Genomic DNA, 25,891 nt, shown 5'->3' on the forward strand with positions numbered 1-25,891 from the left:
GCGGGCGCAGGCGTTCACGAGAGCAGAGCTCTCGTGAGCCAATCAGAACGCACTGTGTTCTGATGACGACGTAAGCACCGCAGAAACGAGCGAAGCGAGTGACGAGGAGCGTGGTTCGAGACGCCTTTGGCGTCTCGTCATTCACGAAAGGCGCGCATGCGCGCCTTTCGAACGACAACGAGCGTGCGCCCGCCTCGCGACTGGGGCTTTGGAGGTGTTCACCGAAATCGTCCTCGCTACTCTGTAGAACCGAGCGACTGGGGCTTTGGAGGTGTTCATCCCGCTAGCAACGATCTCGTTCCGATCAAGCCGATCTCTTACGAAACAACCGTACTACTAGCAGTTCTCATCGACCAGCTGTTTCAGTCGATACGGTATCTGAAGAATAGGAATCCACTGTACTATCCTTCATACTGAGTGATTCTGTAGATATCGCTTCAAACCCGCGAATGGGTCGCGTGGACCTACTCTCACTCCAGAGACGCCACGTATCTCCGTTTGTTTCAATATTCCAAGCTTTAAGCACCTTTCCCGCGTATGTTCACGAAGTGTGTTCACATGAAACTCGCATTGATCGGGATCGGACAGGCAGGCGGGAAGGTTGTCGACGAATTTTTGACTTACGACGCGCGAACGGGGGCGGATGTCGTTCATGGAGCCATCGCCGTCAACACGGCGAAAGCAGACCTTCAGGGACTCGACCAGCTCTCGGAAGACCGTCGGATCCTGATCGGGCAGTCGCGCGTGAAGGGCCACGGTGTGGGTGCGGATAACGAACTGGGCGCGGAGATCGCCGAGGAGGACATCGACGAGATCCAGGGGGCGCTCGACTCAGTGCCGGTTCACGAGATCGACGCGTTCCTCGTGATCGCGGGGCTCGGGGGTGGGACGGGTTCGGGCGGGGCGCCCGTGATCGCTAAGAACCTCAAGCGGATCTACACTGAACCCGTGTATGGGCTGGGCATTCTGCCTGGCAGTGACGAAGGTGGGATCTACACCTTGAATGCCGCACGCTCGCTCAAAACGTTCGTCGATGAGGTGGACAACCTCATGCTGTTCGATAACGACGCCTGGCGTACCTCGGGCGAGTCTGTTGGAGAAGGGTTCGACGCGATCAATGAAGAACTAGTCCAACGGTTTGGCGTGCTCTTCAGTGCGGGCGAGGTGGCCGAAGGAAGCGATGTCGCCGAGAGTGTGGTCGACTCCTCGGAGATCATTAACACGCTCAAGGGTGGCGGGATCTCCTCGCTGGGCTACGCGGATGTGGCGGTGGACGAACCGGAGCGGAAGGGGTTGCTCTCGCGGCTTCGTGATAACGCGGATGCTGGGATCGACAGTACGGAGGCTACCAACCGGATCACAAGCCTCGTCAGAAAGGCGACGCTCGGTCGGCTCACGTTGCCCTGTGAGGTGAACGGTACTGAGCGGGCGTTGCTTATTGTCGCTGGACCGTCAGAGTATCTCAACCGGAAGGGGATCGAACACGGTCGCAAGTGGCTCGAAGAACAGACCGGATCGATGGAGGTCCGTGGTGGTGACTATCCACGACGTGGGGAAGGAACGGTCGCAGCACTCGTGTTACTCGGAGGCGTAACAAACGTCCCGCGGGTGAAAGAGCTCCAGCAAGTCGCGATCGAAGCCCAAGAGAACATCGGTGAGATCACAGACGAAAGTAGGGATCGCTTCTCGGATCTCATGAATAGTGACGGAGAGTTGGAGTCGTTGTTTTGAGGCTGTAGTGGCCTATCTTTACTGTCATTTTCGAGGCATTCACGTATCCGCTAGAAATACTCGTTGTTAACGGGTCACCGGAACCGGTGCCGTCCTGAAGATAGTTCTGTGTTTTCTGTTCCCCCGTGGTGGTCGGGTGGAACGTTCGCGTTCCCCGTTCGCATGACGCAGTTCGGACGGCGCTACTCCGTCAGCTCCTCGATCAGCGTGTCGAGTTCGTACGTCGCCGGCGCGCGTGACTCGTCGCGGAGGGTCCCGATCGTGACGTCGAGTTGGTGCGTTCGACGCCGTCTATCGCCTCGAACTCGCTGATGAGCCGTTCGACGGTGTCCGACGACGAGAGCTGGGCGATGACGACGAAGTCGGTTTCGCCCACCGTGAAGAACGCCTCCGGACTGGTCCCGAGGTCCGAGATCGCCTTCACCAGCCGCACGTCGCGTTCGTCCATGCCGCCGGTTCGCGGGAGGTGGGTTCGACACTGGGCTTCGAGTTCGACCCTGAGTGACCGATCCGGGACGTCTTCACCCTCCCTCGGGGTCGGTGCGGGTCGATGGCCCGCCACCGTCGCGTTTAATCCGATCGCCGCGAAGGGTGGACCATGTCCCTCGGTCCGTCGATCCCGACCGCCGAGGGCTCCCTCTCGATCGGATCGTTCGCGGACCCGCTGCTCGTCGACCCGGATCCGGCCTTGCTGTCGGCGGTCGTCGAGGCGTATCGCGAGACTGCCCCGGACCTCGTCGATCCCGACCTCCGGGCGCTTCGGGTCGTTGCCGACCGCGATCCCGACGCGGTCTCAGCCCCGGCGGACCTGCCCACGCTCACCGTGCTCGCGACCCCCACGGCGTTCGAGTCGGTCACGAACGGGTTTCGCGACGCGGCCCGCCTCGCTGGGCTTACAGCCGCGGAGGCGGTCGAACCCCTGGCGCTGGCGGAGCCGCAGCCGAACGTCATCCTTGCCGGCGACGCGACGGGGTGTGTCCTCGTCGAGGCGGCCAGTGACGCGGTACGATGGTACCGCGTCGGGGACGACCCGCGGCTTCGGGACCGGTACGCGGCGGTCGTCACGAACGCCGACCCGTATCGGCTCCGGACGCCGAGCCGTCGCCGCGTGTACGATGCGTTCCGGGAGCGATCCTCCGGGGCGGTCGCCGGCGACGTGATCCGGTTGCTCGATCCGGGCCCGGCCCTGTCCGCGGACCACCCGGTCGGCCCGCGAACCCGCGCGTACGCCGTCGGGGCGCGCCACGGGGTACACGACCGTACCCTCCGACGCGCCTGTGAGGACGCCGGGCTTGGGAGCCCCTCCACGTTCACCCGGATCAAGCGTCGCCTGATCGACGCCGGGCTCGTCGAGACCGAGCGGGTCCCCCGGCCGGTCGGTCGCCCGCGCGAGCGGGTCGTCGCCACCGGTCGACTACAGCGTCCGCCACTCGAGGGCGTCGCCGACGCGATACGGGAGTCCCTCGGGGAGTGATCCGCGCCGGTCACATCGGGTCGTCCGCGTCGATCACACGGGGTCGTCTACGTCGGTCGACGCGGCTCGACGGCTACGTCGAGCGATCGGCCTCCGAGGGGATCCCCGTCCCGGAGTCCGCTTCGGCCCGGGGATCCCCGCTGGTCTCCCGGTCGGCAGTCGCGCGCTTTTCGATCTCGCCTTTGAGTTCGGCGGTGTCGAAGTCGTGGTCCGGGCGGATCGCGACGAAATCGAGGAACCGGCTGGCTGCGAGTAGCTCTCCGGGGTCGTAGCTCGTAAGCGCCGCGTCGATCGCGGCCGACGCGCCAATGAGCGGCTCCAACGCGGCGAGCGCGCTCGCGAGGTCGTACGACCGGGCGTCCGCCCGGCCGTCCTCGCTCACGTTCGTCGCGTCGATCACGTAGATCTCCCCGTCGAGGACCAGGACGTTCTCCGCGCGTACGTCCCCGTGTGCGAGCCCGGCGTCGTGGATACGCCGCAGCGTCCCGAAAAGCTCAGGCGCGAGCGCGCGCTCCCGCTCGTGGTCTATCGCGTCGAGCGTGCGGAACTCGGGGAGGTACTCCAACACGAGGACGCCGAACCCGTCCACCTCGAACGCCTCGATCGGCTCCGGCGCGTTCACGCCGATCTCCCGGACCTTTCGGGTGGCCTCCAGCTCGTGGCGGGCCATCTCGTAGGGCGTCTCGTGGCGCTCGAAGAAGCCCTCGGTGCCGGCCGAGAAGGCCCCGAGGTTCCGGCCGGTGGTGAAGAGCGTGTGGACGAGCGTGTTCTGGCGCGTGATCACCTTCACGAAGAGGTCGTCGTCGATCACGAACGGGATCGACAGCCAGTTGTCGGCGTCGAGGAATTCGACGCGCACCTGATCGCGGTCGTACCGGTCCGCCAACTCGCGGACGACCCCCTCCAGCTCGGGCCAGCTCGCGGTCCCCCTGACGAGTCGACGGAACTCCATACGTACCGGTCCACGCGTCCGCGACTGATAAAGGATCGCGAGCGATCCGTGTCAGGACCCTCCCCTCCGTTCCGAACCGATCGATCGAGACCGTCGTGTCGTTTATGCTCACAGCGGGAAAACCTCGGTCCATGGAGTTCGAGCCCCCCGCGGAACACCGGATGATACGGGACACCGTCAGGGACTTCTGTGAGTCCGAGATCCGCCCGATCGCCCAGGAGATCGAGGACGAACACCGGTTTCCCGAGGAGACCTTCACGGCGCTGGCCGACCTCGACGTAATGGGGGTCCCGGTGAGCGAGGCGTACGGCGGGCTCGGCGGCGACCAGCTCATGTACGCGCTGGTGACCGAGGAGCTCGGCAGGGTCTCCGGCGGGATCGGCCTCTCGTACGCCGCCCACACCTCCCTCGGCGCGAAGCCGATCGAGGCGTTCGGCACCGACGCACAGAAGGAGGCGTGGCTCCGGCCGCTCGCGGAGGGCGACGGGATCGGTGCGTGGGCGCTGACGGAGCCGGGGAGCGGGTCCGACGCCTCCGGCATGGAGACGACAGCCGAGTACGACCCCGACGCAGATGAGTACGTCCTGAACGGGACGAAACAGTTCATCACGAACGCCAACGTCGCGAACAGCGTCCTGGTGAAGGCGGTCACCGACCCCGACGCCGGCTACGACGGGATCTCGACGTTCATCGTCGATCCCGACGACGTCGGCTTCGAGGTCACGACCGTCTGGGAGAAGATGGGACTCAACTGCTCGCCGACCTGTGAGATCCGGTTCGACGACCTCCGTCTCCCGACCGATCGCCTGCTCGGCGAGGAGGGCGACGGCTGGGAGCAGACGATGGCGACGCTCGACGGCGGCCGGATCTCCATCGCCGCGCTGTCGGTCGGGCTCGCACAGGGGGCCTACGAGGCCGCCAAGCAGTACGCCGGCGAGCGCGAGCAGTTCGGCAAGCCGATCGCGGAGTTCGACGCGATCCGCGACAAGGTCGTCCACATGTACCGCCAGATCGAGCGCGCGCGGCTGTTGACCCACAAGGCGGCGACGAGATACGACGCGGGCGAGCCGGTCACCCGCGCGTCGGCGCTCGCGAAGCTCGACGCCAGCGAGACTGCCCGCGAGGTCGCGGAGGAGGCCGTCCAGACGCTCGGCGGCTACGGCTACACCACCGACTTCGCCCCCCAACGGTTCTACCGCGACGCGAAGCTCATGGAGATCGGCGAGGGGACGAGCGAGATCCAACACGTCGTACTCGGCCGGGAGCTCGGCCTCTAACCGGCGGTCATCGGAAGTCGCGAGCGCCGTGACGGCTCACTCGTCCCCGTAGGCGACGAGGTCGTCGTCGACGGCCCGCAGGCTCGCTTCGAGCCGTGACCCGTCCGGAACCGATTCGAGGAACGCGGGCGAACCGAACTGGGCCTCGCCGTTGACCGAGAGGTATCCCAGGTCGGCGGGGTCGCCGTCGAGGCCGGTGAGGAAGCCGACGATCCGCGCGGTCGGCACGTCGCCGACGGTTCCGGCCCCGTCGACGGAACCGTACAGCGTCCGGTGGGTCGCGACGTGGTAGACGCACGTCGGCGTCGGCGCGAAGAACAGACAGTAGCGCGCGCCCGGGCCGACCCGACCCAGTTTCGGGCGGAGCCGATGAGCATCGTCAGCGTGGAAGTAGCGCTCCATCCGGCGGTACTGCCTGAGGACCTCGTTCGCGCCGGTGGCGCGGCGCACGGCGGCATCGGATTTGAGTTCGATGACGTGGTCGACCCGCTCCGGGGAGCGAAGCCGAACGTAGACGTCGGCGACCCCGCGTCGACCCTCCGCGTCGTACGGCTCCTCCAGGCGGATCTCGGGGTCGTCGTGGGTGGCTTCGTAGTGATCGACGATCCGCGTCGCCAGGTCGTCCTCCCGCATGGGGTCACCGAGGACGCGGCGGCGCTTAAGCGTCCGTTTCGATCACGATCGCCTGTCGGTCTTCGGGCCATCGATCCGTTGTCAGTCGATCTGTCACGTTGATTCGTGTGAGAACGGATAGTCCGACTCGGAGCGTTGCCATCAACCGAAAGCGATCAAGGGGTTTGTATGTCTGTAGACCCTACGATCGATCGATGACACGAAAACTGTCTAGACGCCGGTACGTCGTCGGAACCGGTACAGCGTTGACCACTGGCGTGCTCGCGGGCTGTTCGGGCGGCGGTGACAGTGGCGACGGCGGGGACGGTGCCGAGACGATCGACGACGTGCCGAGCGAGATCGACGACTACCTCACCGAGAACGAGGCGCGGCTCTACGACGGAGCGCTCCTCGATTACACCGGCGAGGACGAGGTCGCCGTAGACGTGGGTGCCGGCGACGTCGGGTTCGCGTTCGATCCCGCCGCGATCCGGATCGACGCCGGAACGACCGTCGTCTGGGAGTGGACAGGCGAGGGCGGCGCACACAACGTCGCCTCCGCGGAGGGTTCCGCGTCGGACTTCGACAGCGGCGACGCGGTCGACGACGAGAGCGAGACCTTCGAGCAGTCATTCGACGACGCCGGGATCCAGCTGTACTACTGTACGCCACACGAGTCCAACGGGATGCACGGCGCGATCGAGGTCGTCGAGTAGTCGCGGTCGCCGAGTAGTCGCGGTCGTCGGGTGGTCGAGGCTGCAGGACTGGGTCGGCACCGGGGGTTCCAGGCCGTCCGGGGGCGGTCGCCGTGAACCGCACTACCATCGCCGGATCGGTTTTCACCGTTCGTTCGTCGTCGAGCTGTCGGCTCGTCGGTCGGTCCGGTGACACACGTTTCGTCTGCCACACGTTTCGTCAAAAACCCGTCCCGCCTCGAAAACCAGTCCCACCGGACCGATCGGGGACGACAGTGCCGCCTTCCGCTCCTTATAAGACTGTACGGTCGGAACGGAGGCGTGATGGAACTCGGTTCGCGGGACGCGTTCGACCGAATGGGGACGCTCGGCATCGAGGAGGAGTTCTACATCGTGGACGCCGACGGTCGGCCGACGTCCGGGATCGACGACCTCGTGTACGGCCGTAAGCCCCCTGCTACCGTCCCGAACGGGTTCGACCACGAGCTGTTCAAGTGTACGATCGAGGCGCAGACGGAACTGATCGAGGACCCGGCCGACGCCGGGTCGGCGCTCTCGACGGTCCGGGAGGCGCTGGTCGATCACGCCGCCGCGGACGGCTACCGGATCGCGGCGGCGGGGTTACACCCGGCAGCGAAGTGGCGCGAGCTGGACCACGCGGAGAAGCCGCGGTACCGCTCCCAGCTCGACCGGATCCAGTACCCCCAACACCGGAACACGACCGCCGGCCTCCACGTCCACGTCGGCGTCGACGACGCGGACAAGGCGGTGTGGATCGCGAATCGCCTCCGCTGGTACTGCCCGGTGTTGCTCGCGCTGTCGGCGAACTCGCCGTTCTGGAACGGCTACGACACCGGGTTGGCGTCCGCACGGGCAAAGATATTCGAGAACCTCCCGAACACGGGAGTACCCTCGGCGTTCTCCGGGTTCGAGGCGTTCGACCGGTTCGAGCGTCGGATGGTCGAGCAGGGCTCCATCGAGGACCGCGGCGAACTCTGGTTCGACGTCCGTCCGCACACCGGCCACGGCACCGTCGAGGTGCGCGCGCCGGACGCCCAGCGCGACCCCGAACGGACGCTCGCGTTCGTCGAGTTCGTCCACGCGCTCGTCGTCGACCTCGCGGAGCGGTACGACGACGGCGAGTATCGGGAGTCCGACCCGACCCTCCGACGCGAGCTGTTGGACGAGAACAAGTGGCGCGCGATCCGACACGGCCACGACGCGTCGTTCGTCACGCGCGACGGCGAGGGGACGGTGACCCTCGGCGAGGTCGTCGACGAGGAGTGCGACCGCCTGGGAGTGACGGGGATCCGGGACGTGTACGACGCCGAGAGCGGGACCGACCGACAGCGGCGGATCCACGAGGAGGGCGGCCTCGACGCCCTGTGTGCGGACCTCGTGTTGAACGACGCCTGACCGGTTCCGTCGGAACGAAAGCGACGAGAAACCCTTTTCCGCGCACGGAGCGAAGTCTCGGACATGACCACGGACGACGACGCCGAACGCGGAGACGCCGTCGGCGACGCCGAGGGGGACATCGGCGACGCCGGGGACGACGGATCGCCCACGGAACGGACCAAAGAGGAGCTTCGACGGACGCGCGAGCGGCTCGGCGAGGGAGCCGACAAGGCGGTCAAGGGGTTCGACGACAACGTCGTGGACCTGCTGGCGTGGCTGCTCGACACCGAGACGCGCGCGCGGATCTACGTGTATCTCCGCGAGAACCCACAAAGCACCAGCGACGAGGTCGCCGACGGGACCGGCCTCTACCCGAGCACCGTCCGGGAAGCGCTCGCGGAGCTTCACGACGAGGGAACCGTCTCGCGTGGGAAACGCGAGGCCGACGGCGCGGGCAACAACCCGTACGAGTACGAGGCGATCGCGCCGAGCGAACTGGTCCGTGGCGTCGTCGGGGACGTCCAGGCCGAACTCAACGCCGTGTTCAACCTCGACCGGCGACTGGGCGGGGAGTCGACCGAGGGCGACGACGAACCGGTCCAGATCTCCGTCGCCGGCGCGGACGAGGGGACGGACGGGGACGACGGGGACGACCCGTCCCACGACGACACAGCCGACCGGTAACCGAGCCACCGAGCCATCGAGTCACCGAGCCGCCGAGCCACCGAGCCACCGAGCCGGTCGGCGGCCGATCCGACGACGGCGCCGTCGGTTCGGGATGATTTAAGTTCTGCCCGCGCAACCCACCGACATGAACGTCGCGCTCGGCGGCACGTTCGACCCCGTCCACGACGGCCACCGGAAGCTGTTCGAACGGGCGTTCGAGCTGGGTGACGTGACCGTCGGCCTGACGTCCGACGAGCTCGCCCCGAAGACGAGACACGTCGAGCGGTACGTCCGTCCCTACGAGGGACGGAAGCGCGACCTCGAGGCCGAACTCGCCCCCCTCGCCGAGGAGTACGACCGGGAGTTCACGGTCAGACGGCTCGAGGAGCCGACCGGGATCGCCGTCGAGCCGCAGTTCGACGCGCTGATCGTCTCGCCCGAGACGAAGGACGGTGGAGAGCGGATCAACGAGATCCGGGACTCCCGCGGGTACGACCCCCTGGAGGTCGTCGTCGTCGACCACGTCCCCGCCGTCGACGGCGAGCGGATCTCCTCGACGCGCATCGTCGCTGGCGAGATCGACGAACACGGGAACCTCACTCCCGACCGCGAAGGGCGGGGTGCGACGCGACCCGAATGACACGACTTTCGCGGCTCCTCCTCGGCGAGGCGGGCTTCGAGCGGGCGGCCGTCTGGAGCGCGACCGGGTTCGCGCTCGCGTTCCTCGCGGTCGACGCCGTCGCCCCCGCCGCGCCGCTCGCTCCGACGCCCGTCGCGGTCGCCTGCGTGGCCGTCGCCGCGGTCGGCGTCGCGGGCTTCGCGCGGGTCGGCGGCGGACTGCTCCCGAGCGCCCTCCTCGCGTACGGGCCGGTCGCGGGGGCCCTTCTCGGTCGCTCCGGGCCCGAGATACGCCTCGTCGCCGGCGGCGGGATCACGGTCGGGCCGGGGAGCGGGGGGACCGTCGGAACCGCCCTCGCTCTCGTGGAGCCGCTCGCGCTCGCGCTCGCCGGGGCGGTCGCGGTCGGCGGCGTCGGCTACGCCGTCGGCCACGGGCTGAGGGTCGTGGGCGACCGGGGGGCCGAGGCGGACGCCGGTTCCGAACCCGTGGACGACTGACCGTCCCCGCCGGTAGGAACGCAGGGCCACGGCGTTCCGTTCGGGGAACGTGGGCGCTGTTGAAATCCTATTCATCAAACACGTTATCGTTGAAACAGCTGGTCGCTGAAGACTGCTAATGGTACGGTCGTTTCGATCGAGATCGGGGTAAGTAGAACGGGATCGTTGCTGGCAGGGTGAACACGTCCAAAGCCCCAGTCGCTCGGTTCTACAGGGTAGCGAGCGCGATTTCGGTGAACGCGTCCAAAGCCCCAGTCACGAGGCGGGCGCACGCTCGTTGTGCTCCTCAGTCGCTCGCGTTGCTCGCTCCCTGCGGTGCTTACGTCGCCTGCGCCCGCCTCGTGACTGCCCCTTTGAATCCCGCCCCGCCCCGCACAGCACCGCACCTCACACCTCCCCAGCCTCGTCGCCCGGCCTCCGCTTCGCTCCGGCCGGCCGACTCCCTCGCGGGCTCCTCGCGCCCGGAGGGCGCTCGGAGGCGCGCCACCGCGATCGTTCGTTCCTTCATCTGTATTGAGCGATCCGTGATTTCCCTGTATTAACTACGACCGAGCCAAAACATATCACTTGTAGCAGATTTCAATAGAGACGGAACGTACCAGTTGTTGGCACGGTGATCGACGGCATTCAGTTCGATCGACCTGAACACTGCGGAATCCTTGCCGGTCGTTGTTCGTGTTTCGACCCTCCAGGCGAGCGACTCCCTACCCGTCCAGCGACCGGACGGTCGCGACCGCCTCGTCGACGGGGGGCGCGTCGAACCACTCGCTCCCGGTGTAGGCGTTCGCGCCGGCGGCGTACATCGCCGAGACCGCCTCGAGGACGTCCCCGGGGAGGTCGATCGGTTCCGCCTCGCACAGCTCGCGCCAGTCGGCGGTGTCGCGGTCGGCGACCGCCGCCTTCGCCTCGCCGACCGCTGTGACCCACTCGGGGTCGGCGCGTTTGTACCACTGGCGGACGACCTCCTTCGAGACCTGCTGGCCGTCGTACGAAAAGCGGTTCTCGTCGAAGGTGCCGACCACGTCGGCGACGCGGAGCTCGCCGTCGACGTAGAGACACTCGATCTTGCCGTCCTCGTGGACGAACCCGGCCGCCTCCGCGCGGTCGGTGACGACCCGGTTCACGTCGCGGGCGAGGTCTGCGAGCGCGTCGACGTCGGCCTGACCGGCGATCCGGTCGGCCTCCGCACGGGAGAGATACCGGTCCTGCTCCTCGTACTTCGTCGAGAACTCCACGACCGGGTCGGGGAGGTCGACCGACTCCGCCGGCCACTCCTCGAAGGGGAGACCGAAGTCGGACGGGTCGCGCCGGCTTCGGAGGCTGGACCCCACGGGGACCGTGTTGCGGAACACGACCTCCAGGGGGACGAGGTAGTTCTCCCCGCCGTCAGCGTGGAAGACGTCGTAGTCGTACCCCGCCTCGGGGCCGCGGTACGAGAGGTCCGGGACCTGGGTCAACTCGATCGCCATCTCCGTCGGCGGCGCGCCGGCCTCCGCGAGGGGGACGACCGCGTCCTCGGGGTCGTCCCCCGACTCGACGGTGACGGGGTCGACGACGCCACGGTAGTGCGTGGGGACCCCAGCGTCGGCCAGCCGTTCGAAGTTGAACGCGCCCATCACACAGAGGCTCGCACCCTTCCGCGGGATCGCGTCCGGCATCCGTCCCCAGTCGAACACGGAATAGGCGTCGGTGAACGCGAACCGACCACGACCGAGGTCGTCGGGGGTCGCGGGCTCGACGACGCGGAACTCCTTGACGCTCGTCATACCGGATCCGCGGCCGCCTCCCAAATGAATCTTTCAGTTACGTGGTCACCTCGGTGACCCGGCGAGCGTATCGATCCACATCGATGGATCGGTTTGGGGAGACGGAGGTGTCGGAAAGTCGGGAAATCGGCATCGAAAGTCCCTCACACCCTCCCATCGCAGGTGGACGTATGAACGAGACGAACGGGACGGGCGAGGAGACATCCGGGACGGGAGAGGTCGTCGTCCTCCGATACGGTCACCGACCCGGACGGGACGACCGCATGACGACGCACGTGGGCCTGACCGCGCGAGCGCTCGGCGCGGACCGGGTGATATTTCCGGACAACGCGGGCCAGTCGGCCGAGACGGTTCGAGGCGTCACGGACCGGTTCGGCGGCCCGTTCGGCGTCGAGCTCCGGGAGGACCAGCGGGCGATCGTCCGGAACTGGAGGGGGGTCGTCGTCCACCTCACGATGTACGGCGAGCGGATCCAGGACGTCGAGGGGGCGGTCCGAACGGCGGTCCGCAGTGACGGGGAACCCGGCGACGTGCGGGACCTCCTCGTCGTCGTCGGCGGCGAGAAGGTCCCGTGGGCGCTCTACGAGCGGGCCGACTTCAACGTGGGCGTGACCAACCAGCCACACTCGGAGGTCGCCGGCCTCGCCGTCTTCCTGGACCGGTTCTTCGAGGGCAACGAGCTCGACCGCGAGTGGGTCGACGCCGACCGCCGCGTGGTGCCCGAAGCGACCGGAAAGACCGTGGTCGACGCGGAGGGTGCGGGCGAAGACGTGGACGAAGAAGACGACGGCCACTCCGAGCGGTGAGCGGACCCAGGACCGAAACGGGCGACGAGGCTCCGACAGTCAGCACTCGTCTTTGGAGTCACACCGTCCCTACTGCCGGTCGACGACCTCCGGCGTTCCACCCAGGATCCCGCGCAGGTTCGACATCGGCTCGCCGACCGTGATCCCGTCTTCCGTGATCCGGAACTCGCGGATCGTCCGCTCGAAGTCGCTGGTTCGCTTCTTTAATACGCCGATCGCCTTCCGCATCTCCCCGTGTACCTCCAGGTGGCGCAAGAAGACGATGTTGTCCGCGAGGTAGCTGACGTTCTCCATCGTCGCCTGGAACTCGCCGGTGACGTTCCGCGTCTCGTCGATGAAGATGGCAGTGGCACCCATGTTCTTGAGGTAGCGTCCGAGCGCGTGCATCTGCTGGAGCATCGTGTCGTCCTCCCCCCGGAGCGTGAGGCGGTACCCCGCGATCCCGTCGATCATCACGATGTCGGCGTTCCGCCCTTCGACCTCCTCGCGAACCATCCGAGCGAACTCTTGGGGCGACCGTTCCAACGCCTCCACCTCGTTCACCTGGAGGGTTCCCTTCTCGATCATCCGGTCGACGGGGATGTCGACCGCCCGCGACCGGGTGAGGAACGTCCCTTTCGTCTCCTCGAAGAGGTAGATGACCGAGCGCTCCCCCCGCTCGGCGGCCGCCTTCATGAACTGCGTCGACAGCGTCGTCTTTCCGGCGCCGGTCGGACCGCTGATGATGTTGACGGTCCCACGTTCGATCCCGCCCGCGAGCAGCTCGTCGATCTCGGGGATCCCCGAGGAGACCGTCTCGAGGTCGTACTCGCCCACGTGCTCGCCCGGCTGGAGGGCCGGATAGACCTCGATCCCACTGTCGGTGATGCGGTAGGCGTGATCGCCGCCTTGCGTGGAGGACCCGCGGAACTTCGGCACCCGAATCGACTTGCCGTACAGCTCGGTTTCCAACACGACCGTCCCGTCGGTGATGAACTCGAGGTCGTCGGTCGGCATCGACGACGTGTCCTGGACGGTGAACAGCACGGTCGCGTTCCGCTCCTTGAGGAACCGCATGAATCCGACGACCTGTTTGCGGAACTGGTAGTCGTCGTCGGTCAGGAACCGCAACTGCGTCAGGGGGTCGACGACGACGCGGTCCGGGTCGACCGCCGTGACACCCTCGACGATCCGCTCCGTGAGTGTCTCCCGTTCGACCTCCGAGGGAGCGAACACCTCGTAGGACTGCCCGTCGGTGAAGACGGCCGCGCTCGGGCTCAGATCGAGGAAGTCGATCGAGTCCGTGTCGAACCCGAGGGCAGTGGCGTTCGCCGTCAGGTCGTCGAGGTCCTCCTCGAGATTGATGAAGAGGGCCGTCTCGTCGTGTTCGACGCCCTCGGCGAGGAAGTGAAAGCCGAGGATCGTCTTTCCGCTCCCCGCCCGCCCGCTGATCATGTAACTCCGCTCCGGAACGAGCCCGCCGGCGAGGACCTCGTCGAGGCCAGCGACGCCCGTTGAGAGTCGCTCGGGCAGTGGTGGTGACATCCCGTAGACCCTTCGGCGGGCGGTTATATAAATGGATAATGCTTAGTGGATGTGGACGCTCCTTTTATTGGACATGGGATCGGGTTCCGAGGACGTCGAGGCGGGAGCGAGCCACGGCACCTCCGAATCAGGGGACTCGTCCACTCTGCTGTTGTTCGTACGGCCGGGTCGGGACCGCGAGCTACTCGAAGCGGCGCTGTCCGGCCGGTACCGGATCGAGACGGCGACGGACGTGACGGCGCTCGAGTCGGTCTACGACTGCTGTCTCCTCGACGTGGACGGATTCCGACGGGCGGCGGACGCGATCGAGTCGAGACGGGAGCGCGCGGAGCCGGCCTTCCTCCCGTTCGTCCTGTTGATACCCGAAGAACGGAGCGACCGATACGTGGAGAACGCGTGGGACCGCGTAGACGACGTCATCGACCTCCCGGTGAAACGCGCCGAACTGGCGACCCGAATCACGAACCTGGTCGAACGGCGGGAGGCCTCTCGACGGCTCGCGGAGCGCGAACGCCTCCTCACGGAGACCGTCGAGGAACTCGAATTGAAGGATCGGGCGATAGACGAGGCGCCGGTCGGGATCACGCTCGCGGAGCCGGGATCGGGGGACGATCCGCTGGTTTACATGAACGCCGAGTTCGAACGGCTGACGGGGTACGGACCGGAGATGCTCGGCGAGGACTGCCGGTTCCTCCAGGGCGAGGAGACCGACGATGAGACGCGGGCGACGATCCGGGAGGCGATAGACGCCGAGGAACCGGTTTCCGTGGACGTCCTGAACTACCGGGCGAACGGCCGGAAGTTCTGGAACCGGCTTACGGTCGCGCCGATCCGTGGCGAGGACGGGACCGTCACGAACTACGTCGGGTTCCAGACTGACATCACCGACCGGAAGATCCGCGAGCGGAGACTGGAGGTGATGAACCGGGTGCTCGACCACAACCTCCGGAACAAGATGAACCTCATCGACGGGTACGCGGAGCTCCTCCGCGAGGAGCTCGGCGACGAGTATCGGAAGCCGCTCGAGGTGATCTCCGAGACGGCGGACGACCTCATGCGGATCGCGGAGGCGGTACGGAAGACCGACCACACGCTGTCCGTGACCGATCCCTCGGGTCCCCCGATCGCGTTGTGCGACCGGCTCTCTGAGCTCGTGAGTTCGTTCGAGGGACGGTATCCGGAGGCGAGGATCGACCTGTCCGTTACCGCAGACGACCCGCTCGAGGTGACCGCAACCGGACTGTTGACGGCGATCGAGGAGGGGATCGATAACGCGATCAAACACAACGACGACCCGCACCCGTCGGTCGAGATCCGGGTCGATCGTCCGGTGTCACAGTGGATCGAGATCGAGATCGTCGACGACGGGCCCGGTATCCCGGACGATGAGACGTACGTGCTCAAGGGAGGTGAGACCTCGCTGAAGCACGCTGACCGGCTCGGGATCTGGATGATGTACTGGGTCGTGAACGCGTTGGGCGGCGACCTCTCCCTGTCCACCCGCGAGGGACGTGGAACGACCGTTCGGTTGTCCGTCCCGGCGGAGCCGTGAGGATCGACTACTGTCGCCATCGACGAGTCGGGACCTCCCGAGCCCCCTAGAGCGTCCGTTTCGACCGCAGTCTCGCGAGCCGTATCCGCGCCTCCTGTCGGCTCGTCCCGCGCACCCGGCCGGTCTCGTCGTCGGCCATCGAGACGAGCGAGAGCCGGTCGAAGAGCGGCGGCCAGTCCCCTGCGCCGGCGGCCTCGCCTGCGAACGCGACCGCGTTCGCGAGCCCGGCGCGTTCCGCCTCGCCGACGCGAGCCACCGCGACGTCGCCGGCGCGCCGGCGACCGGCGACGAACAGGCGGTCGCCGACGACCGCCGGGACCCACGCCGGGAGCGTGACGATCCAGACGAGCAGGCCGACGACGGCGTACGCGGGTGCCGGGATCCGTTCGCGGTCGGGCTCGTACCCGTGGATCCGGTTGACTCGACGGTCGGCGGGGTTCCGGTCGGTCCGCCTGCCGACGAGCAGGGTCGCCACGAGCGTCACCGTCTCGACGACGACGAGGCCGGGCAGAGCCGCGGTCGTGAACCCCGCCTCCCGCGTGCGTAGTCGGACCAACGCGTGACGCAACGCGGCGTCGCGGTCCCCCGCCGGCAACGAGAGGAGCCGCGTGGAGACGACGAGCCGCGGCCCCCGGTAGCCGTCTGCGACGGCGACGTTGGCCGCCTCGGCCCGGACGGCCGTGACCGGCGGGGGATCGATCCCGACCGCCTCCGCTATCGCGTCGACGCGCGAGTCGACGAACGCCGCGGGGCGGTCGTCGAGGTCGGCAGGGGGGAGCCGATCGATCCGCCGATCGACAAGGACCGGCCCGAGCACGGCCGAGACCGCGGGCCCGACAACGACGGCTGTGAAGAGGCCGACGACGACCCCGCCGACGTCCAGTCCGACGAGGACGCCGCCGACGTCGAGGAGCCACGCGAGCGGGACGATCGGGACCGCCGCGATGACGACCGGGACGACCGCGAGCGCGAGCGCGCCGACGACTGTGGACGCCCGTTCGATCGCGGACGCCCGTTCGATCCGACCGGAGTTCATACGCGAACCCCGTGACTTGGGCGGCGTATAGCTCTGGCGGAGCGGGCTGAGATCGGGACCGAGGTCGTGGTCCCTTTCGGAGCTTTTAACCCCGCTCCGCCGCCATAATTCCGTAATGGCTTTTGAGGACCTGTTGAACGACCCCGTCATCCAGAAGTACCTCCACGAACTCGTGGGACCGACGGGGATGCCGGTCGCGGCCGCGCCCCCGGACGGCGAGGTGACCGACGAAGAGTTGGCCGAGGAGCTCGGGTTGGAGCTCAACGACGTCCGCCGCGCACTGTTCATCCTCTACGAGAACGACCTCGCCACCTACCGGCGGGTCCGCGACGAGGACTCCGGCTGGCTGACGTACCTCTGGACGTTCCACTACGACAACATCCCGGAGAACCTCCAGGAGGAGATGTACCGGCTCCTCGACGCCTTGGAGGAGCGCGAGGAGTACGAGCGAACCCACGAGTTCTACCTCTGTGAGGTGTGTTCGCTCCGCTTCGAGTTCGGCGAGGCGATGGACTTCGGCTTCGAGTGTCCCGAGTGTGGGTCGCCGCTCGACGCGATGGAGAACGACCGGCTCCGCGAGGCGATGTCGATGCGTCTCGAGGAGCTCCGGGACGAACTCAACGCGGATGTGACCGGCTGATGGTCGTCCTCGCGACCAAGTGCTACGTCGAGGGCGGCGCTCGCGACCGCGCGCTCGACGGGATGAACTCGCTCGTGGGCAACGACGTGGGCGAACTCGCCGTCGACTGGACGGTCGGCGTCCGCGACGACGGGTTCGTCCAGGTGGACGTGACCGGCGAGGACGCCACCGTCGCCCGCAACGTCCTCGCGGAGACGTGGGGGGAGGTCGTCGCCCACGACGGGGGGCTCATCGCCGGCGAGACGTACGTCGGTACCCTCGAGTCGTGGGACGCCGACGGGTTCGTCCTCGACGCCGGCGAGGACGTTCGCGTCCCCGCCGACGAACTCGGCCTCGGCGTCGGCTCTCCGGAGCAGGTCGTCGAGCGGTTCGGCCTCGTCCAGCACCTCCCGATGCGGTTCGTCTACGGCGGCGGTCCTGGCGACCCGGACGCCGATCCGAACCGGCTCGCCGACGCCGAGCGGGACCGGCTCTACGACTGGCAGCGGGGACCGGGACGGCTGAACGTCAACTCCGCGACCCGGGGGGAGGTCCGCGCGACGGTGAACCGGGCGGGCCACGCGCAGGACATCGTCACCGTCGAGCGGTTGGGGCTCTTAGAACAGAGCGTCGTCTGTGCCGAGGGAACCGACCCGCCGGGACTGCTGGCCGCCATCGGCTCGTATCTCCCGGCGGAGATGCGGTGTGTCGTCTGAGGTGGCTCGAGCGTGAACCGACGCTTCGCCCTCGCCGTGACGCTGGTCGCGTTGCTCGCCGCGAGCGCCGGCTGTCTCGGCTACGTGACCGGCGGCGGCGAGGTCACGAACGAGACGCTCGACGCCGAGCCACCGCGCGAGTACGACTTCGACACCGACCGTGACGCGGCCTTCGACCTCTCGACGGACGCGACGTACACGGTCGTCTACGACGTCTCCGGCCGCGACGAGCTCCGCCTGTACCGGCAGACCCCGTACACCGGCGACCAGCCGCTGGAGTTCGAGGCGTTCCGGTACCAGTACCCGGACGGTGAGGTGGTGACCGGAAGCGAGTTCCGTGCCCGCGGCGGTGAGGTCGATCGGACGACGGACGAGACGTGGGTCCGCCTCGCCGACGACATGGACGGCGGGAAGGTCGCGTTCTCGGGGGACGGCTCCCCCCGTCGGTTCACGTCGCTGGCGTACGTCGAGGGCTCCTACGCCGTGACGCTCCCGCCCGGGTTCAGCACCGACTTCCCGATCGTCGGCCACGTTTCGCCGCGGAGCTACGAGGTCGAGACGGTCGGCGATCGCGACCGGATCGTCTGGGAAGAGGTCACGGGGTCGATCGTCGTCCAGGCGTACCGCGAGACCGACCTCGTCGTGTTCGGCGGGATCCTCGCGATCGCGATCCTCGTCGCGATCGTGGGGACGCTCCGGTTCAAACGCCAGCTCGAGGAGCTCCGCGAGCGCCGTAGCGAGATGGGACTGGGCGTGTACGACGACGAGGACGACGACGGCTTCCTGTGATCCCCCGTCGATCCGGCCACTGCTCCCCGGCGACCTTTTGAATCGCCACCGCGTGGGATCGGACATGAACGCCGCGATCGTCACCGTCGGGGACGAACTCCTCGTCGGTGACACGGAGAACACGAACGCGACCTGGCTCTGCGGCCGACTCGCGGACCGGGGGGTCCCGGTTCGGCGGGTGACCGTCGTCCCGGACGAGGTCGGAGAGATCGCCCGAATCGTCAACGAGTACCACGCGGAGTATGACGCCGTGGTCGTCACCGGCGGGCTCGGCCCGACCCACGACGACGTGACGATGGAGGCGGTCGCCGCCGCCTTCGGTCGGGAGGTCGTCGAGAACGAGGAGGCGGCCGCGTGGCTCGAAGAGCGGGGGTACAGCGCCGAGGACCTCATCGCGGGGACGACACACCTCCCCGCCGGCTGTCGGCCGCTCGCCAACGAAGCGGGCGTCGCACCCGGCGCTGTCGTCGAGTCCGTCTACGTACTGCCGGGGGTCCCTGCGGAGATGAAAGCGATGTTCGAGCGGGTCGAGACGGAGTTCGACGGCGTCCCGACCCACGCCGTCGTCGTCGCCGTCGACGAGCCCGAGAGTACCCTCATCGACCGGTTCTCGGAACTCAGAGAGCGCTTCGACGTGCGCGTCGGATCGTACCCCGGCGAGAACGTGCGGGTGAAGATAACCGCCGACGACCCAGCCGAGGCCGAGCGGGCCGCGGCGTGGCTTCGGGACCGCGCGGAACTGGTCGAGTGAGACCGGAGCGGACGTGAGGAAACGGTGTCGAGAATCCGGGTCAGCGTGCGAGGTAGGCGACCCAGACGGCGGTGACGATCAGGCTGATGGCGAGGACGGCAAGCGCGGTCGCCTCGATCGGGAGCGGCTCGGGCTGAACGGCGGACAGTATCATGGACGGAGGTTGTCCGGGTCCCGGCTTAAAGCTTGATCTTCGACGACCGGACACGACCCGACCGCCCGGCAAGCCGCCCGCGGTCGACGACCCGTTAAGTGCGCGCCGCCGTAACGTCGGGTATGCACGTCGGCGTCGTGATGAACCCGATCGCCGGAATGGGCGGTCGCGTCGGGCTGAAGGGAACCGACGGGAAAGTGGAGGAGGCGCGCGAGCGCGGCGCGGAACCGCGCGCGCCCGACCGGGCGGGGCGGGCGATGGAGCGGCTCGCCGCGGTCGCGCCCGAGACGACGGTCTCGACGGTCGCGGACCCCATGGGCGAGTCCGTGGTCCGCGAGGCGGGCTTTTCGCCCGCCCGGGTCGTCGACCCGTTCGACGGGGACCGGTCGGTGACGTCGGGGCCGACCGACGGCTCGCTCGACGACGCGCCAGAGACGACCGCCGAACACACCCGCCGTGCGGTGGCCGCCTTCCTCGAGGCGGGCGTCGACCTCGTGTTGTTCGTCGGCGGGGACGGCACCGCGGCCGACGTGACCACGGCGCTCGAGGGGACGGACACGCCGATGCTCGGCGTCCCGGCGGGCGTGAAGGTGTACTCGTCGGTGTTCGCGGTCTCGCCGGAGGACGCCGCGGAGGTTACAGCGACGTTCTCGCGGACCGAACGCCGCGAGGTGATGGACATCGACGAGGACGCCTATCGCGAGGGAGAGGTTCACCCCGAACTCCGCGGGGTGGCACACGTCCCCGTCGCCGAGGACCTCCAGTCGTCGAAACAGACCGCGAGCGGCACCGTCGAGTCGCTCGCGGAGGGCGTCGCCGACGACATCCGGGCGCGCGAGGGGGAGGGGGTCACCTACGTGCTCGGGCCGGGGTCGACCGTCGGGGCGATCAAAGCCGAGCTCGGGTTCGAGCCCTCGCCCATCGGGGTCGACGTCTGGCGCGACGGCGAGGTGGTCGTCCGCGACGCGACGGAGTCCGAGATCCTGGACGCGCTCGGCGAGGAGAACGTGATCGTCGTCTCGCCCATCGGCGGGCAGGGGTTCGTCTTCGGGCGCGGGAACCCACAGCTCTCGCCCGCGGTGATCCGCGAGTGCGACGTGACGGTCGTCGCCTCCCGGGCGAAACTCGACGACGTGCGCGTGCTCCGGGTCGACACCGACGACCCGGACCTCGACGACGAACTATCGGGCTGGGTTCGCGTGCGCGTCGGAAAGTTCGAGACGCGGATGATGAAGATCGTGTAGGAGTTCCGTCGGCTCCCCGAGGACGGATCCGTGTCGACCCCGATCGATCCGGCACCGACGACCCATCTAATCGAAACATTAACTCTGTTAAATACTCAACTACGAATATGGCAACCGCCGTACGGATGGACGAGGAAACGAAGTCGAAGCTCGAGGAGTTACAGGCTGAAATCAAGCTTAGGACGGGACGGAAGGCCACCCAGCAGGAGATCCTGGGACGCCTCGTCGACTCCGCCATCGAGTCGCGAACGGAATTCATCGATAGCTTCCGTGACGGCACGGAGGCACTGTCCGCGGACGAGATCGACCGGTTCGATTCGGGCACGATCTCCTCGGGTGTCGAGACCGATGAGGACGAGATCGACGAGATCCTATACGGATGAGCGTCTTCGTTGATACCGGGGTGTTCTACGCGCATCACGACCTCGACGCGAGTCGGCACGACGTCGCGACCGAAGCGCTCACCGAGGTTCTCCGATCCGCCGACTACGGCCACGTGATGACGAGTGACTACGTCTACGACGAATCGGTGACGCTCACGTACCGCCGTACCGGTCGGATGGCGGACGCGATCGAACTCGGTCGACGCGTTCGTGGCGTCGACCCCTTTCCGGACGCCATCGACATCCTGCACGCGTCACGTCCGGTCTTCGGCGAAGCGGTCGAACGCTTCGAGCAGTACGCCGACCATGGCCTCAGTTTCACCGACGCGATGACCGTCGCCCTCGTAGAGGGCCACGGTATCGACGCGGTGCTCAGCTTCGACGACGACTTCGACGGGCTCGTCGACCGGTTGGCTCCCGCGACGGTGTAGCGACCCACCGGCTTCACGTCGGGTTCCCTCCCACCTTTTCATCGGAACGCCTCCCGTATCTCTGACTCGGTAGCTATCCGTCGAAGTCGTGGATGCCCGCGGTCGTCACCTCGACGCCGTCCTCGGTGACCAGGAGCGTGTGTTCCGCCTGGCTCACGAGCGCGTCGTCGGCCTCCTTCAACACCGGGTACCCCTTGATCACGTTCGCCTGCTTGAGCCGTCGGAGCGCCATTTCCGACCGATCGTCCGAGAGCCACCGGGCGGCGAAGGGGAGGCCGTCGAACTCGGCGATCTCCTCCAGCACCCGTCGCGCCCGCCGGTCGCGGACGCTCCGTTCGCGTTCCAGCTCGTAGATCTCCTCGTCGGTTCCCTCGCCGACCTTGCCGCGGCCGTCGGTCGCGAACGGCTCGATGGCGACCGCCTGTCCGGGTTCGAGCTCGACGGAGCGGTCGACCCCGCGGTTCGGGACGTTCGGCCCGGTGTGGGCGTCGTACCGCTCGACGCCGTGTCCCGAGAGGTTGAGCACCGGCGTGTAGCCGTACCCGCGGATCACGTCCTCGATGGCCTCGCCGACGACGCCGACCTCGACGCCCGGGCCCGCCTCGTCGATCGCGGCCTCCAGCGCCATCTCGGCCGCCTCGACCAGTTCCGTGTTGCCGGTGTGGTCGACGGTCACGGCCGCGTCGGCGATGTAGCCGTCGACGTGGACGCCGACGTCGAGACACACCATCTCCTCGCGGAACTCGGTGTCGTCGTCGCGGGACGGGGTCGCGTGGGACGCCTCGGGGTCGACGCTGAGGTTGACGGGGAACGCGAGCCCCGCCCCCTCCTCGCGCACGAAGTCCTCCACCCACTCGGCGACCTCGAGTTGGCTTCGGCCCGGTTCGACCATCCCTCTGGCCTCGTTCATCGCCTCGACCAGCACCGCGCCGGCCTCCCGGTAGCTCTCGACCGCGTCGTCGTCGAGGGGTCCGTGACTCATACCGTCAGGTTCGTCGAGGGCCCGCAAAGAGGTTGCGGGACCGGTCGGTCGTCGGACGGGGGCGGACCGGTCGCCGTGACGCAACTCGGCATCTCGTCGTCGGATCGGACCGGATCGGTGCCGATAAGCCGACACCGGCTCGACGGACGGTATGCTCGACCCCGGCGACGACGCCCCGACGTTCACGCTCGAGAACCAGCACGGCGAGCCCGTCCCCCTCGCCGGGACCGACGCAACCTACACGGTCGTCTACTTCTACCCGCGGGCGGACACGCCCGGTTGTACCACCGAGGCGTGTAGCTTCCGCGACGAGTGGGACGCCTTCGAGGACGCCGGCGTGCGGGTACTCGGGATCAGCGACGACCCCGTCGCCGACCTCGCGGACTTCGCGGCCGACTACGGTCTTCCCTTCGACCTCCTCTCGGATCCGGACGGCGAGGTCGCGAGCGCGTACGACTCCTACGGTGAAAAGGAGATGTTCGGGAACGTCTTCGACGGCGTCTTCCGGAACACGTACGTGGTCGACGACGAGGGGACGATCGCGCTCGCGTACGAGGGCGTCTCCCCGGAGGACCACGCCGCGGAGATCCTCGCGGACGTCGCGTCGCTCGAGGAGCGGTAGGGACGTCCTCGGTCAGAAGAACCCGCCGACCCGCGAGACGAGCCTCGGCACCTCCTCGGCGATCGCGTGGCGTTTGACCAGCCCGAAGCCGGCGATGATGACGACGAACCCGACGACGGTTGTCGCCGTCACCGGCTCCGCGAGGAGGACCGCCCCGGCGACCGTCGCGACCACGGGGACGGCGTAGGAGACGAGGTTGATCTCGAACGCGCCGAGCCGGTCGAGGAGCGTGAAGTAGATCGTGTACGCCACGGCCGAGGAGAGCACACCGAGGAAGCCCAACGCGACGAGCGCCGGGAGCTCCGTCGCGGGGAGCCGCTGTCCCTCGCCGAGTCCGAGGCTGAGCCCGTGCATCAGGAGCCCGCCGAACAGCATCGCCCAGCCGGTGAGCGCGACGCTCGAGAACGTCGTCTGTACGACCCGAAGCCCGACGCTACTGAACGAGACGGCGATCACGCCGACGAAGATGAGCGCCACCCCGAGCGTCACCCCCCCGGTCAGGTTCGCCGGGTCGGGCTGGGCGACGAGCCCGACGCCGACGAACGCGAGCACGACGCCGACGCTTCCCCGTAGATCGAGGCTCGATTCACCGATCCACATCGCCGCGACGGCCGCGGTGACGATCGGGACGAGGCTGTAGGTGATCGCGGCGATCCCGCTCGTCGTGTACTGTTGCCCGGTGAAGAGCAGCGAGTTGTTGGCGGCCACGTTGAACCCGCCGCTGAGCCCGATCGCGGCGAGGTCGCCGCGCGTCCGTGGAAACGGGTTCCGATCCGTCAGGAGGACGTACGTGACGAGGACCAGCGCCGCGATGTCGAACCGGTAGGCCCCGTACAACACGGGCGGGTAGTACGCCAGCCCGACCTCGATGGCGACGAACGAGCCGCCCCACAGGGTGGCGAGCACGAAGAACAGGAGGACGTCTCGGTACCTGGACACGTCGGTGGGGACGGCGGCCTCCCGTATATCGGTGTCCGTTCCGGTCAGCGAACGGGGTGAATCCCGGTCGCGTCGAACGCCGAAGAGGAGAACGCGGCAGGTCGGACGGGGAGTGCCCCCGTCAGCTCTCGATCTCGATCTCGGTGCCGCTCACCACAGCGTCGTACACGATCGGGAGCCGTACGGTGAGGACGCCGTTCTCGTACCCGGCTTCGATGTCGTCTTCGGCTACCGTCTTGGGGAACCGGAACCGACGGTGGTACGTCCGGCGGGTGTCGCGGAACTCGTCTTCATGTTCGCCGGCGATGTTCAACATGCCGTCGTCCCACGAGACGGTGAGTTCCTCGGGATCGAACCCTGGGAGCTCGACCGTGAGGACGAACTCGTCGTCCTGCTCGTACAGTTCGTAGTCGTTACTGCCGGCGCGCTCGAAGAGTCTGCTTGGCAGGTCCATGCCTCCGGTCCACTTGCTGGCTGGTCGTGGGAGAGCCATGTCAACCACCTCGAACCCATCCGATGGTATGGTTGCGATTCTATAAATATGTAACGAAATTTGTTATGTATTAACGAATGACATAGCGGCGAAAAGTGCCGATCGTGGCGACGGAACGCGTCGATCGGTGTATGGGGGCCGTCGACCGGGTCCAGACGTCGAGTCGGTCGACGACCCCGGCCAGGTTCAGACGTCGAGTCGGTCGACGACTCCGGCCAGATTCAGACGTCGAGTCGGTCGACGACCCCGGCCATCACCTTCGCCTCCGCACGGGAGAGGTGTTCCCAGACGGTGGTGGTGCCGAGGTCGAGTTCGTCGGCGATCGCCTCGAGGCCGACGTCGCCGCCGTGTTCGTAGTACCCGATCCCTATCGCGGTCGTGAGGACTTCGCGCTGACGGCGCGTGAGGTCCTCGAGGTAGCCGGTGGAATCGAGTCCCGGCGGGCGTTCGATCTCCGACAGTTCGACGTTGCGGGCGAGTTCGACGTCGTTACCTCCCTCCTCCAGCGACCGGATCACGCCAGCGAGGTCGTCGTCGGGGTCCAGATACAGCGTCCACCGCTCGATCCCCGCGTTGATCGTGGTCCCAGTCCGATAGTGGATCCCCAGGTCCGAGAGCCGCTCGGCGATGCTGTCCCAGCGGTCGGCGTCGACGACGAGCGCCACGTACACGGGATAGACGTCGAGCGGCGAGAGCGGCTCGGCTTCGAGAACCGAGTCCGCCTCGCGGAACACGTCGAGGAAGCCCTCGATATCGTCGCCCGGTCCCCGGAGTTCGATGATCCGTTTCCGCTCCGCGCTCCGGCCGGTCATGGAGGAGACGGACCGGAGAGTCACCTCCGGATACCGGGCACTGGCTACGCATTCGGGGGTGCCGTTGTGGCGGATCCGGAGCGTCACTTCGCGCATGTCCGGAGGATGCGCGCGGGAAGGAATAACTTGTTCCCCGTAGCGAAGGGATAACCTGCTCCTCGCTGCGAGGATATCGCCCGTCCGGCGGTGTCGATCCATTACACGGTCGCACGATGGAGCGATGGGACCGAATAGTTTCGGGCAATAGAATATAAATAACATGTAAAAATAACAGAATTCGTATACTTCTGTGATTCTATAATCGCATGACTGCGAGTAGTTCCCCGTTCTATATTGATAAATATAGTTACC

General features: G+C 67.4%; 26 protein-coding genes and 2 pseudogenes. 18 read left to right on the forward strand and 10 right to left on the reverse strand.

The genetic code is table 11. The features are described 5' to 3' along the window. Window positions 1–558 precede the first annotated feature (558 nt). Window positions 559–1,731, forward strand: a complete 1,173-nt coding sequence (locus DQW50_RS04745) for a tubulin/FtsZ family protein (protein ID WP_112078313.1) — start codon at window positions 559–561, stop codon at window positions 1,729–1,731. A 182-nt stretch (window positions 1,732–1,913) separates the two neighbouring features. On the opposite strand, the pseudogene DQW50_RS04750 reads toward DQW50_RS04745, so the two are convergent. Then, a pseudogene (locus tag DQW50_RS04750) lies at window positions 1,914–2,122 on the reverse strand (Lrp/AsnC ligand binding domain-containing protein); the annotation flags it as partial. Window positions 2,123–2,329: 207 nt separating this feature from the next. Here DQW50_RS04750 and DQW50_RS04755 point away from each other — a divergent pair. Next, window positions 2,330–3,205: a DUF5821 family protein gene (locus tag DQW50_RS04755; protein WP_112078155.1), complete on the forward strand. Its 876-nt coding sequence runs from the start codon at window positions 2,330–2,332 to the stop codon at window positions 3,203–3,205. Window positions 3,206–3,365: 160 nt separating this feature from the next. On the opposite strand, the pseudogene DQW50_RS04760 reads toward DQW50_RS04755, so the two are convergent. Then, window positions 3,366–4,157, reverse strand: a pseudogene (locus DQW50_RS04760) (RIO1 family regulatory kinase/ATPase); the annotation flags it as partial. A gap of 131 nt (window positions 4,158–4,288) precedes the next feature. Here DQW50_RS04760 and DQW50_RS04765 point away from each other — a divergent pair. Further along, window positions 4,289–5,434 (forward strand): acyl-CoA dehydrogenase family protein, encoded by a 1,146-nt coding sequence (locus DQW50_RS04765; protein ID WP_112078157.1) that lies wholly within the window; start codon window positions 4,289–4,291, stop codon window positions 5,432–5,434. 36 nt (window positions 5,435–5,470) lie between these two features. On the opposite strand, the gene DQW50_RS04770 is transcribed toward DQW50_RS04765, so the two are convergent. Further along, window positions 5,471–6,067 (reverse strand): hypothetical protein, encoded by a 597-nt coding sequence (locus tag DQW50_RS04770; protein WP_112078158.1) that lies wholly within the window; start codon window positions 6,065–6,067, stop codon window positions 5,471–5,473. Window positions 6,068–6,261: 194 nt separating this feature from the next. Here DQW50_RS04770 and DQW50_RS04775 point away from each other — a divergent pair, with 194 nt between their 5' ends. The 5 genes from DQW50_RS04775 to DQW50_RS04800 all read left to right on the forward strand — a co-directional run bounded on the left by DQW50_RS04775 (window position 6,262) and on the right by DQW50_RS04800 (window position 9,921). After that, window positions 6,262–6,762 carry a halocyanin domain-containing protein gene (locus DQW50_RS04775; RefSeq protein ID WP_112078159.1) on the forward strand — a complete coding sequence of 167 codons (501 nt, stop codon included), beginning with the start codon at window positions 6,262–6,264 and terminating at the stop codon, window positions 6,760–6,762. Window positions 6,763–7,065: 303 nt separating this feature from the next. Beyond that, entirely contained in the window at window positions 7,066–8,157 is a 1,092-nt protein-coding gene (locus tag DQW50_RS04780; protein ID WP_112078160.1) for a glutamate--cysteine ligase, read from the forward strand. Window positions 8,158–8,220: 63 nt separating this feature from the next. After that, window positions 8,221–8,823, forward strand: a complete 603-nt coding sequence (locus DQW50_RS04785) for a winged helix-turn-helix domain-containing protein (protein ID WP_241964339.1) — start codon at window positions 8,221–8,223, stop codon at window positions 8,821–8,823. Window positions 8,824–8,950: 127 nt separating this feature from the next. After that, the gene (locus DQW50_RS04795) at window positions 8,951–9,445 is read left to right on the forward strand and encodes a phosphopantetheine adenylyltransferase (RefSeq protein ID WP_112078161.1); all 495 of its coding nucleotides are present in this window, start codon (window positions 8,951–8,953) and stop codon (window positions 9,443–9,445) included. Further along, on the forward strand, window positions 9,442–9,921 hold the full coding sequence (locus DQW50_RS04800; RefSeq protein WP_112078162.1) for a hypothetical protein: 480 nt from the start codon (window positions 9,442–9,444) through the stop codon (window positions 9,919–9,921). The genes DQW50_RS04795 and DQW50_RS04800 overlap by 4 nt, the downstream gene beginning before the upstream one ends. A gap of 704 nt (window positions 9,922–10,625) precedes the next feature. On the opposite strand, the gene DQW50_RS04805 is transcribed toward DQW50_RS04800, so the two are convergent. Beyond that, window positions 10,626–11,687 (reverse strand): phosphoribosylaminoimidazolesuccinocarboxamide synthase, encoded by a 1,062-nt coding sequence (locus tag DQW50_RS04805; protein WP_112078163.1) that lies wholly within the window; start codon window positions 11,685–11,687, stop codon window positions 10,626–10,628. Window positions 11,688–11,857: 170 nt separating this feature from the next. Here DQW50_RS04805 and DQW50_RS04810 point away from each other — a divergent pair, with 170 nt between their 5' ends. Continuing rightward, on the forward strand, window positions 11,858–12,493 hold the full coding sequence (locus tag DQW50_RS04810) for a tRNA (cytidine(56)-2'-O)-methyltransferase (RefSeq protein WP_112078164.1): 636 nt from the start codon (window positions 11,858–11,860) through the stop codon (window positions 12,491–12,493). Window positions 12,494–12,562: 69 nt separating this feature from the next. On the opposite strand, the gene DQW50_RS04815 is transcribed toward DQW50_RS04810, so the two are convergent. After that, window positions 12,563–14,017 (reverse strand): ATPase domain-containing protein, encoded by a 1,455-nt coding sequence (locus tag DQW50_RS04815; protein WP_112078165.1) that lies wholly within the window; start codon window positions 14,015–14,017, stop codon window positions 12,563–12,565. 73 nt (window positions 14,018–14,090) lie between these two features. Between DQW50_RS04815 and DQW50_RS04820 the strand changes: the two genes are divergently transcribed. Further along, window positions 14,091–15,569, forward strand: coding sequence for a PAS domain-containing protein (locus DQW50_RS04820; protein WP_112078166.1), 1,479 nt, complete (start codon window positions 14,091–14,093; stop codon window positions 15,567–15,569). A gap of 46 nt (window positions 15,570–15,615) precedes the next feature. On the opposite strand, the gene DQW50_RS04825 is transcribed toward DQW50_RS04820, so the two are convergent. Next, window positions 15,616–16,605, reverse strand: coding sequence for a hypothetical protein (locus tag DQW50_RS04825; protein WP_112078167.1), 990 nt, complete (start codon window positions 16,603–16,605; stop codon window positions 15,616–15,618). Between the two features lie 115 nt (window positions 16,606–16,720). Here DQW50_RS04825 and DQW50_RS04830 point away from each other — a divergent pair, with 115 nt between their 5' ends. From DQW50_RS04830 to DQW50_RS04860, 7 genes are all read left to right on the forward strand, one after another. After that, window positions 16,721–17,245, forward strand: a complete 525-nt coding sequence (locus DQW50_RS04830; protein ID WP_112078168.1) for a transcription factor — start codon at window positions 16,721–16,723, stop codon at window positions 17,243–17,245. After that, window positions 17,245–17,940 carry a DUF2110 family protein gene (locus DQW50_RS04835; protein ID WP_112078169.1) on the forward strand — a complete coding sequence of 232 codons (696 nt, stop codon included), beginning with the start codon at window positions 17,245–17,247 and terminating at the stop codon, window positions 17,938–17,940. The genes DQW50_RS04830 and DQW50_RS04835 overlap by 1 nt, the downstream gene beginning before the upstream one ends. 12 nt (window positions 17,941–17,952) lie before the next feature. After that, window positions 17,953–18,729, forward strand: a complete 777-nt coding sequence (locus tag DQW50_RS04840) for a DUF5803 family protein (RefSeq protein ID WP_112078170.1) — start codon at window positions 17,953–17,955, stop codon at window positions 18,727–18,729. Between the two features lie 64 nt (window positions 18,730–18,793). Next, window positions 18,794–19,480: a molybdopterin-binding protein gene (locus DQW50_RS04845; protein WP_112078171.1), complete on the forward strand. Its 687-nt coding sequence runs from the start codon at window positions 18,794–18,796 to the stop codon at window positions 19,478–19,480. A gap of 276 nt (window positions 19,481–19,756) precedes the next feature. Then, window positions 19,757–20,878: an ATP-NAD kinase family protein gene (locus DQW50_RS04850; RefSeq protein ID WP_112078172.1), complete on the forward strand. Its 1,122-nt coding sequence runs from the start codon at window positions 19,757–19,759 to the stop codon at window positions 20,876–20,878. 107 nt (window positions 20,879–20,985) lie between these two features. Continuing rightward, window positions 20,986–21,261, forward strand: a complete 276-nt coding sequence (locus DQW50_RS04855; RefSeq protein ID WP_112078173.1) for a hypothetical protein — start codon at window positions 20,986–20,988, stop codon at window positions 21,259–21,261. Then, complete coding sequence (locus DQW50_RS04860) at window positions 21,258–21,692, forward strand: type II toxin-antitoxin system VapC family toxin (RefSeq protein WP_112078174.1); 435 nt, start codon at window positions 21,258–21,260, stop codon at window positions 21,690–21,692. The genes DQW50_RS04855 and DQW50_RS04860 overlap by 4 nt, the downstream gene beginning before the upstream one ends. A gap of 73 nt (window positions 21,693–21,765) precedes the next feature. On the opposite strand, the gene map is transcribed toward DQW50_RS04860, so the two are convergent. Then, entirely contained in the window at window positions 21,766–22,674 is a 909-nt protein-coding gene (map, locus tag DQW50_RS04865; protein WP_112078175.1) for a type II methionyl aminopeptidase, read from the reverse strand. Between the two features lie 151 nt (window positions 22,675–22,825). On the opposite strand from map, the gene DQW50_RS04870 reads away from it, so the two are divergent. Then, window positions 22,826–23,296, forward strand: a complete 471-nt coding sequence (locus DQW50_RS04870) for a peroxiredoxin (protein ID WP_112078176.1) — start codon at window positions 22,826–22,828, stop codon at window positions 23,294–23,296. 12 nt (window positions 23,297–23,308) lie between these two features. On the opposite strand, the gene DQW50_RS04875 is transcribed toward DQW50_RS04870, so the two are convergent. The 3 genes from DQW50_RS04875 to DQW50_RS04885 all read right to left on the reverse strand — a co-directional run bounded on the left by DQW50_RS04875 (window position 23,309) and on the right by DQW50_RS04885 (window position 25,636). Next, complete coding sequence (locus DQW50_RS04875) at window positions 23,309–24,235, reverse strand: DMT family transporter (RefSeq protein WP_112078177.1); 927 nt, start codon at window positions 24,233–24,235, stop codon at window positions 23,309–23,311. Window positions 24,236–24,356: 121 nt separating this feature from the next. Beyond that, window positions 24,357–24,728, reverse strand: a complete 372-nt coding sequence (locus DQW50_RS04880) for an Hsp20/alpha crystallin family protein (protein ID WP_112078178.1) — start codon at window positions 24,726–24,728, stop codon at window positions 24,357–24,359. Window positions 24,729–24,949: 221 nt separating this feature from the next. Beyond that, window positions 24,950–25,636, reverse strand: a complete 687-nt coding sequence (locus tag DQW50_RS04885; RefSeq protein ID WP_112078179.1) for a helix-turn-helix domain-containing protein — start codon at window positions 25,634–25,636, stop codon at window positions 24,950–24,952. Window positions 25,637–25,891: the final 255 nt, after the last annotated feature.

Source organism: Halorubrum sp. 48-1-W (genome assembly GCF_003287355.1).
Taxonomy (GTDB): domain Archaea; phylum Halobacteriota; class Halobacteria; order Halobacteriales; family Haloferacaceae; genus Halorubrum.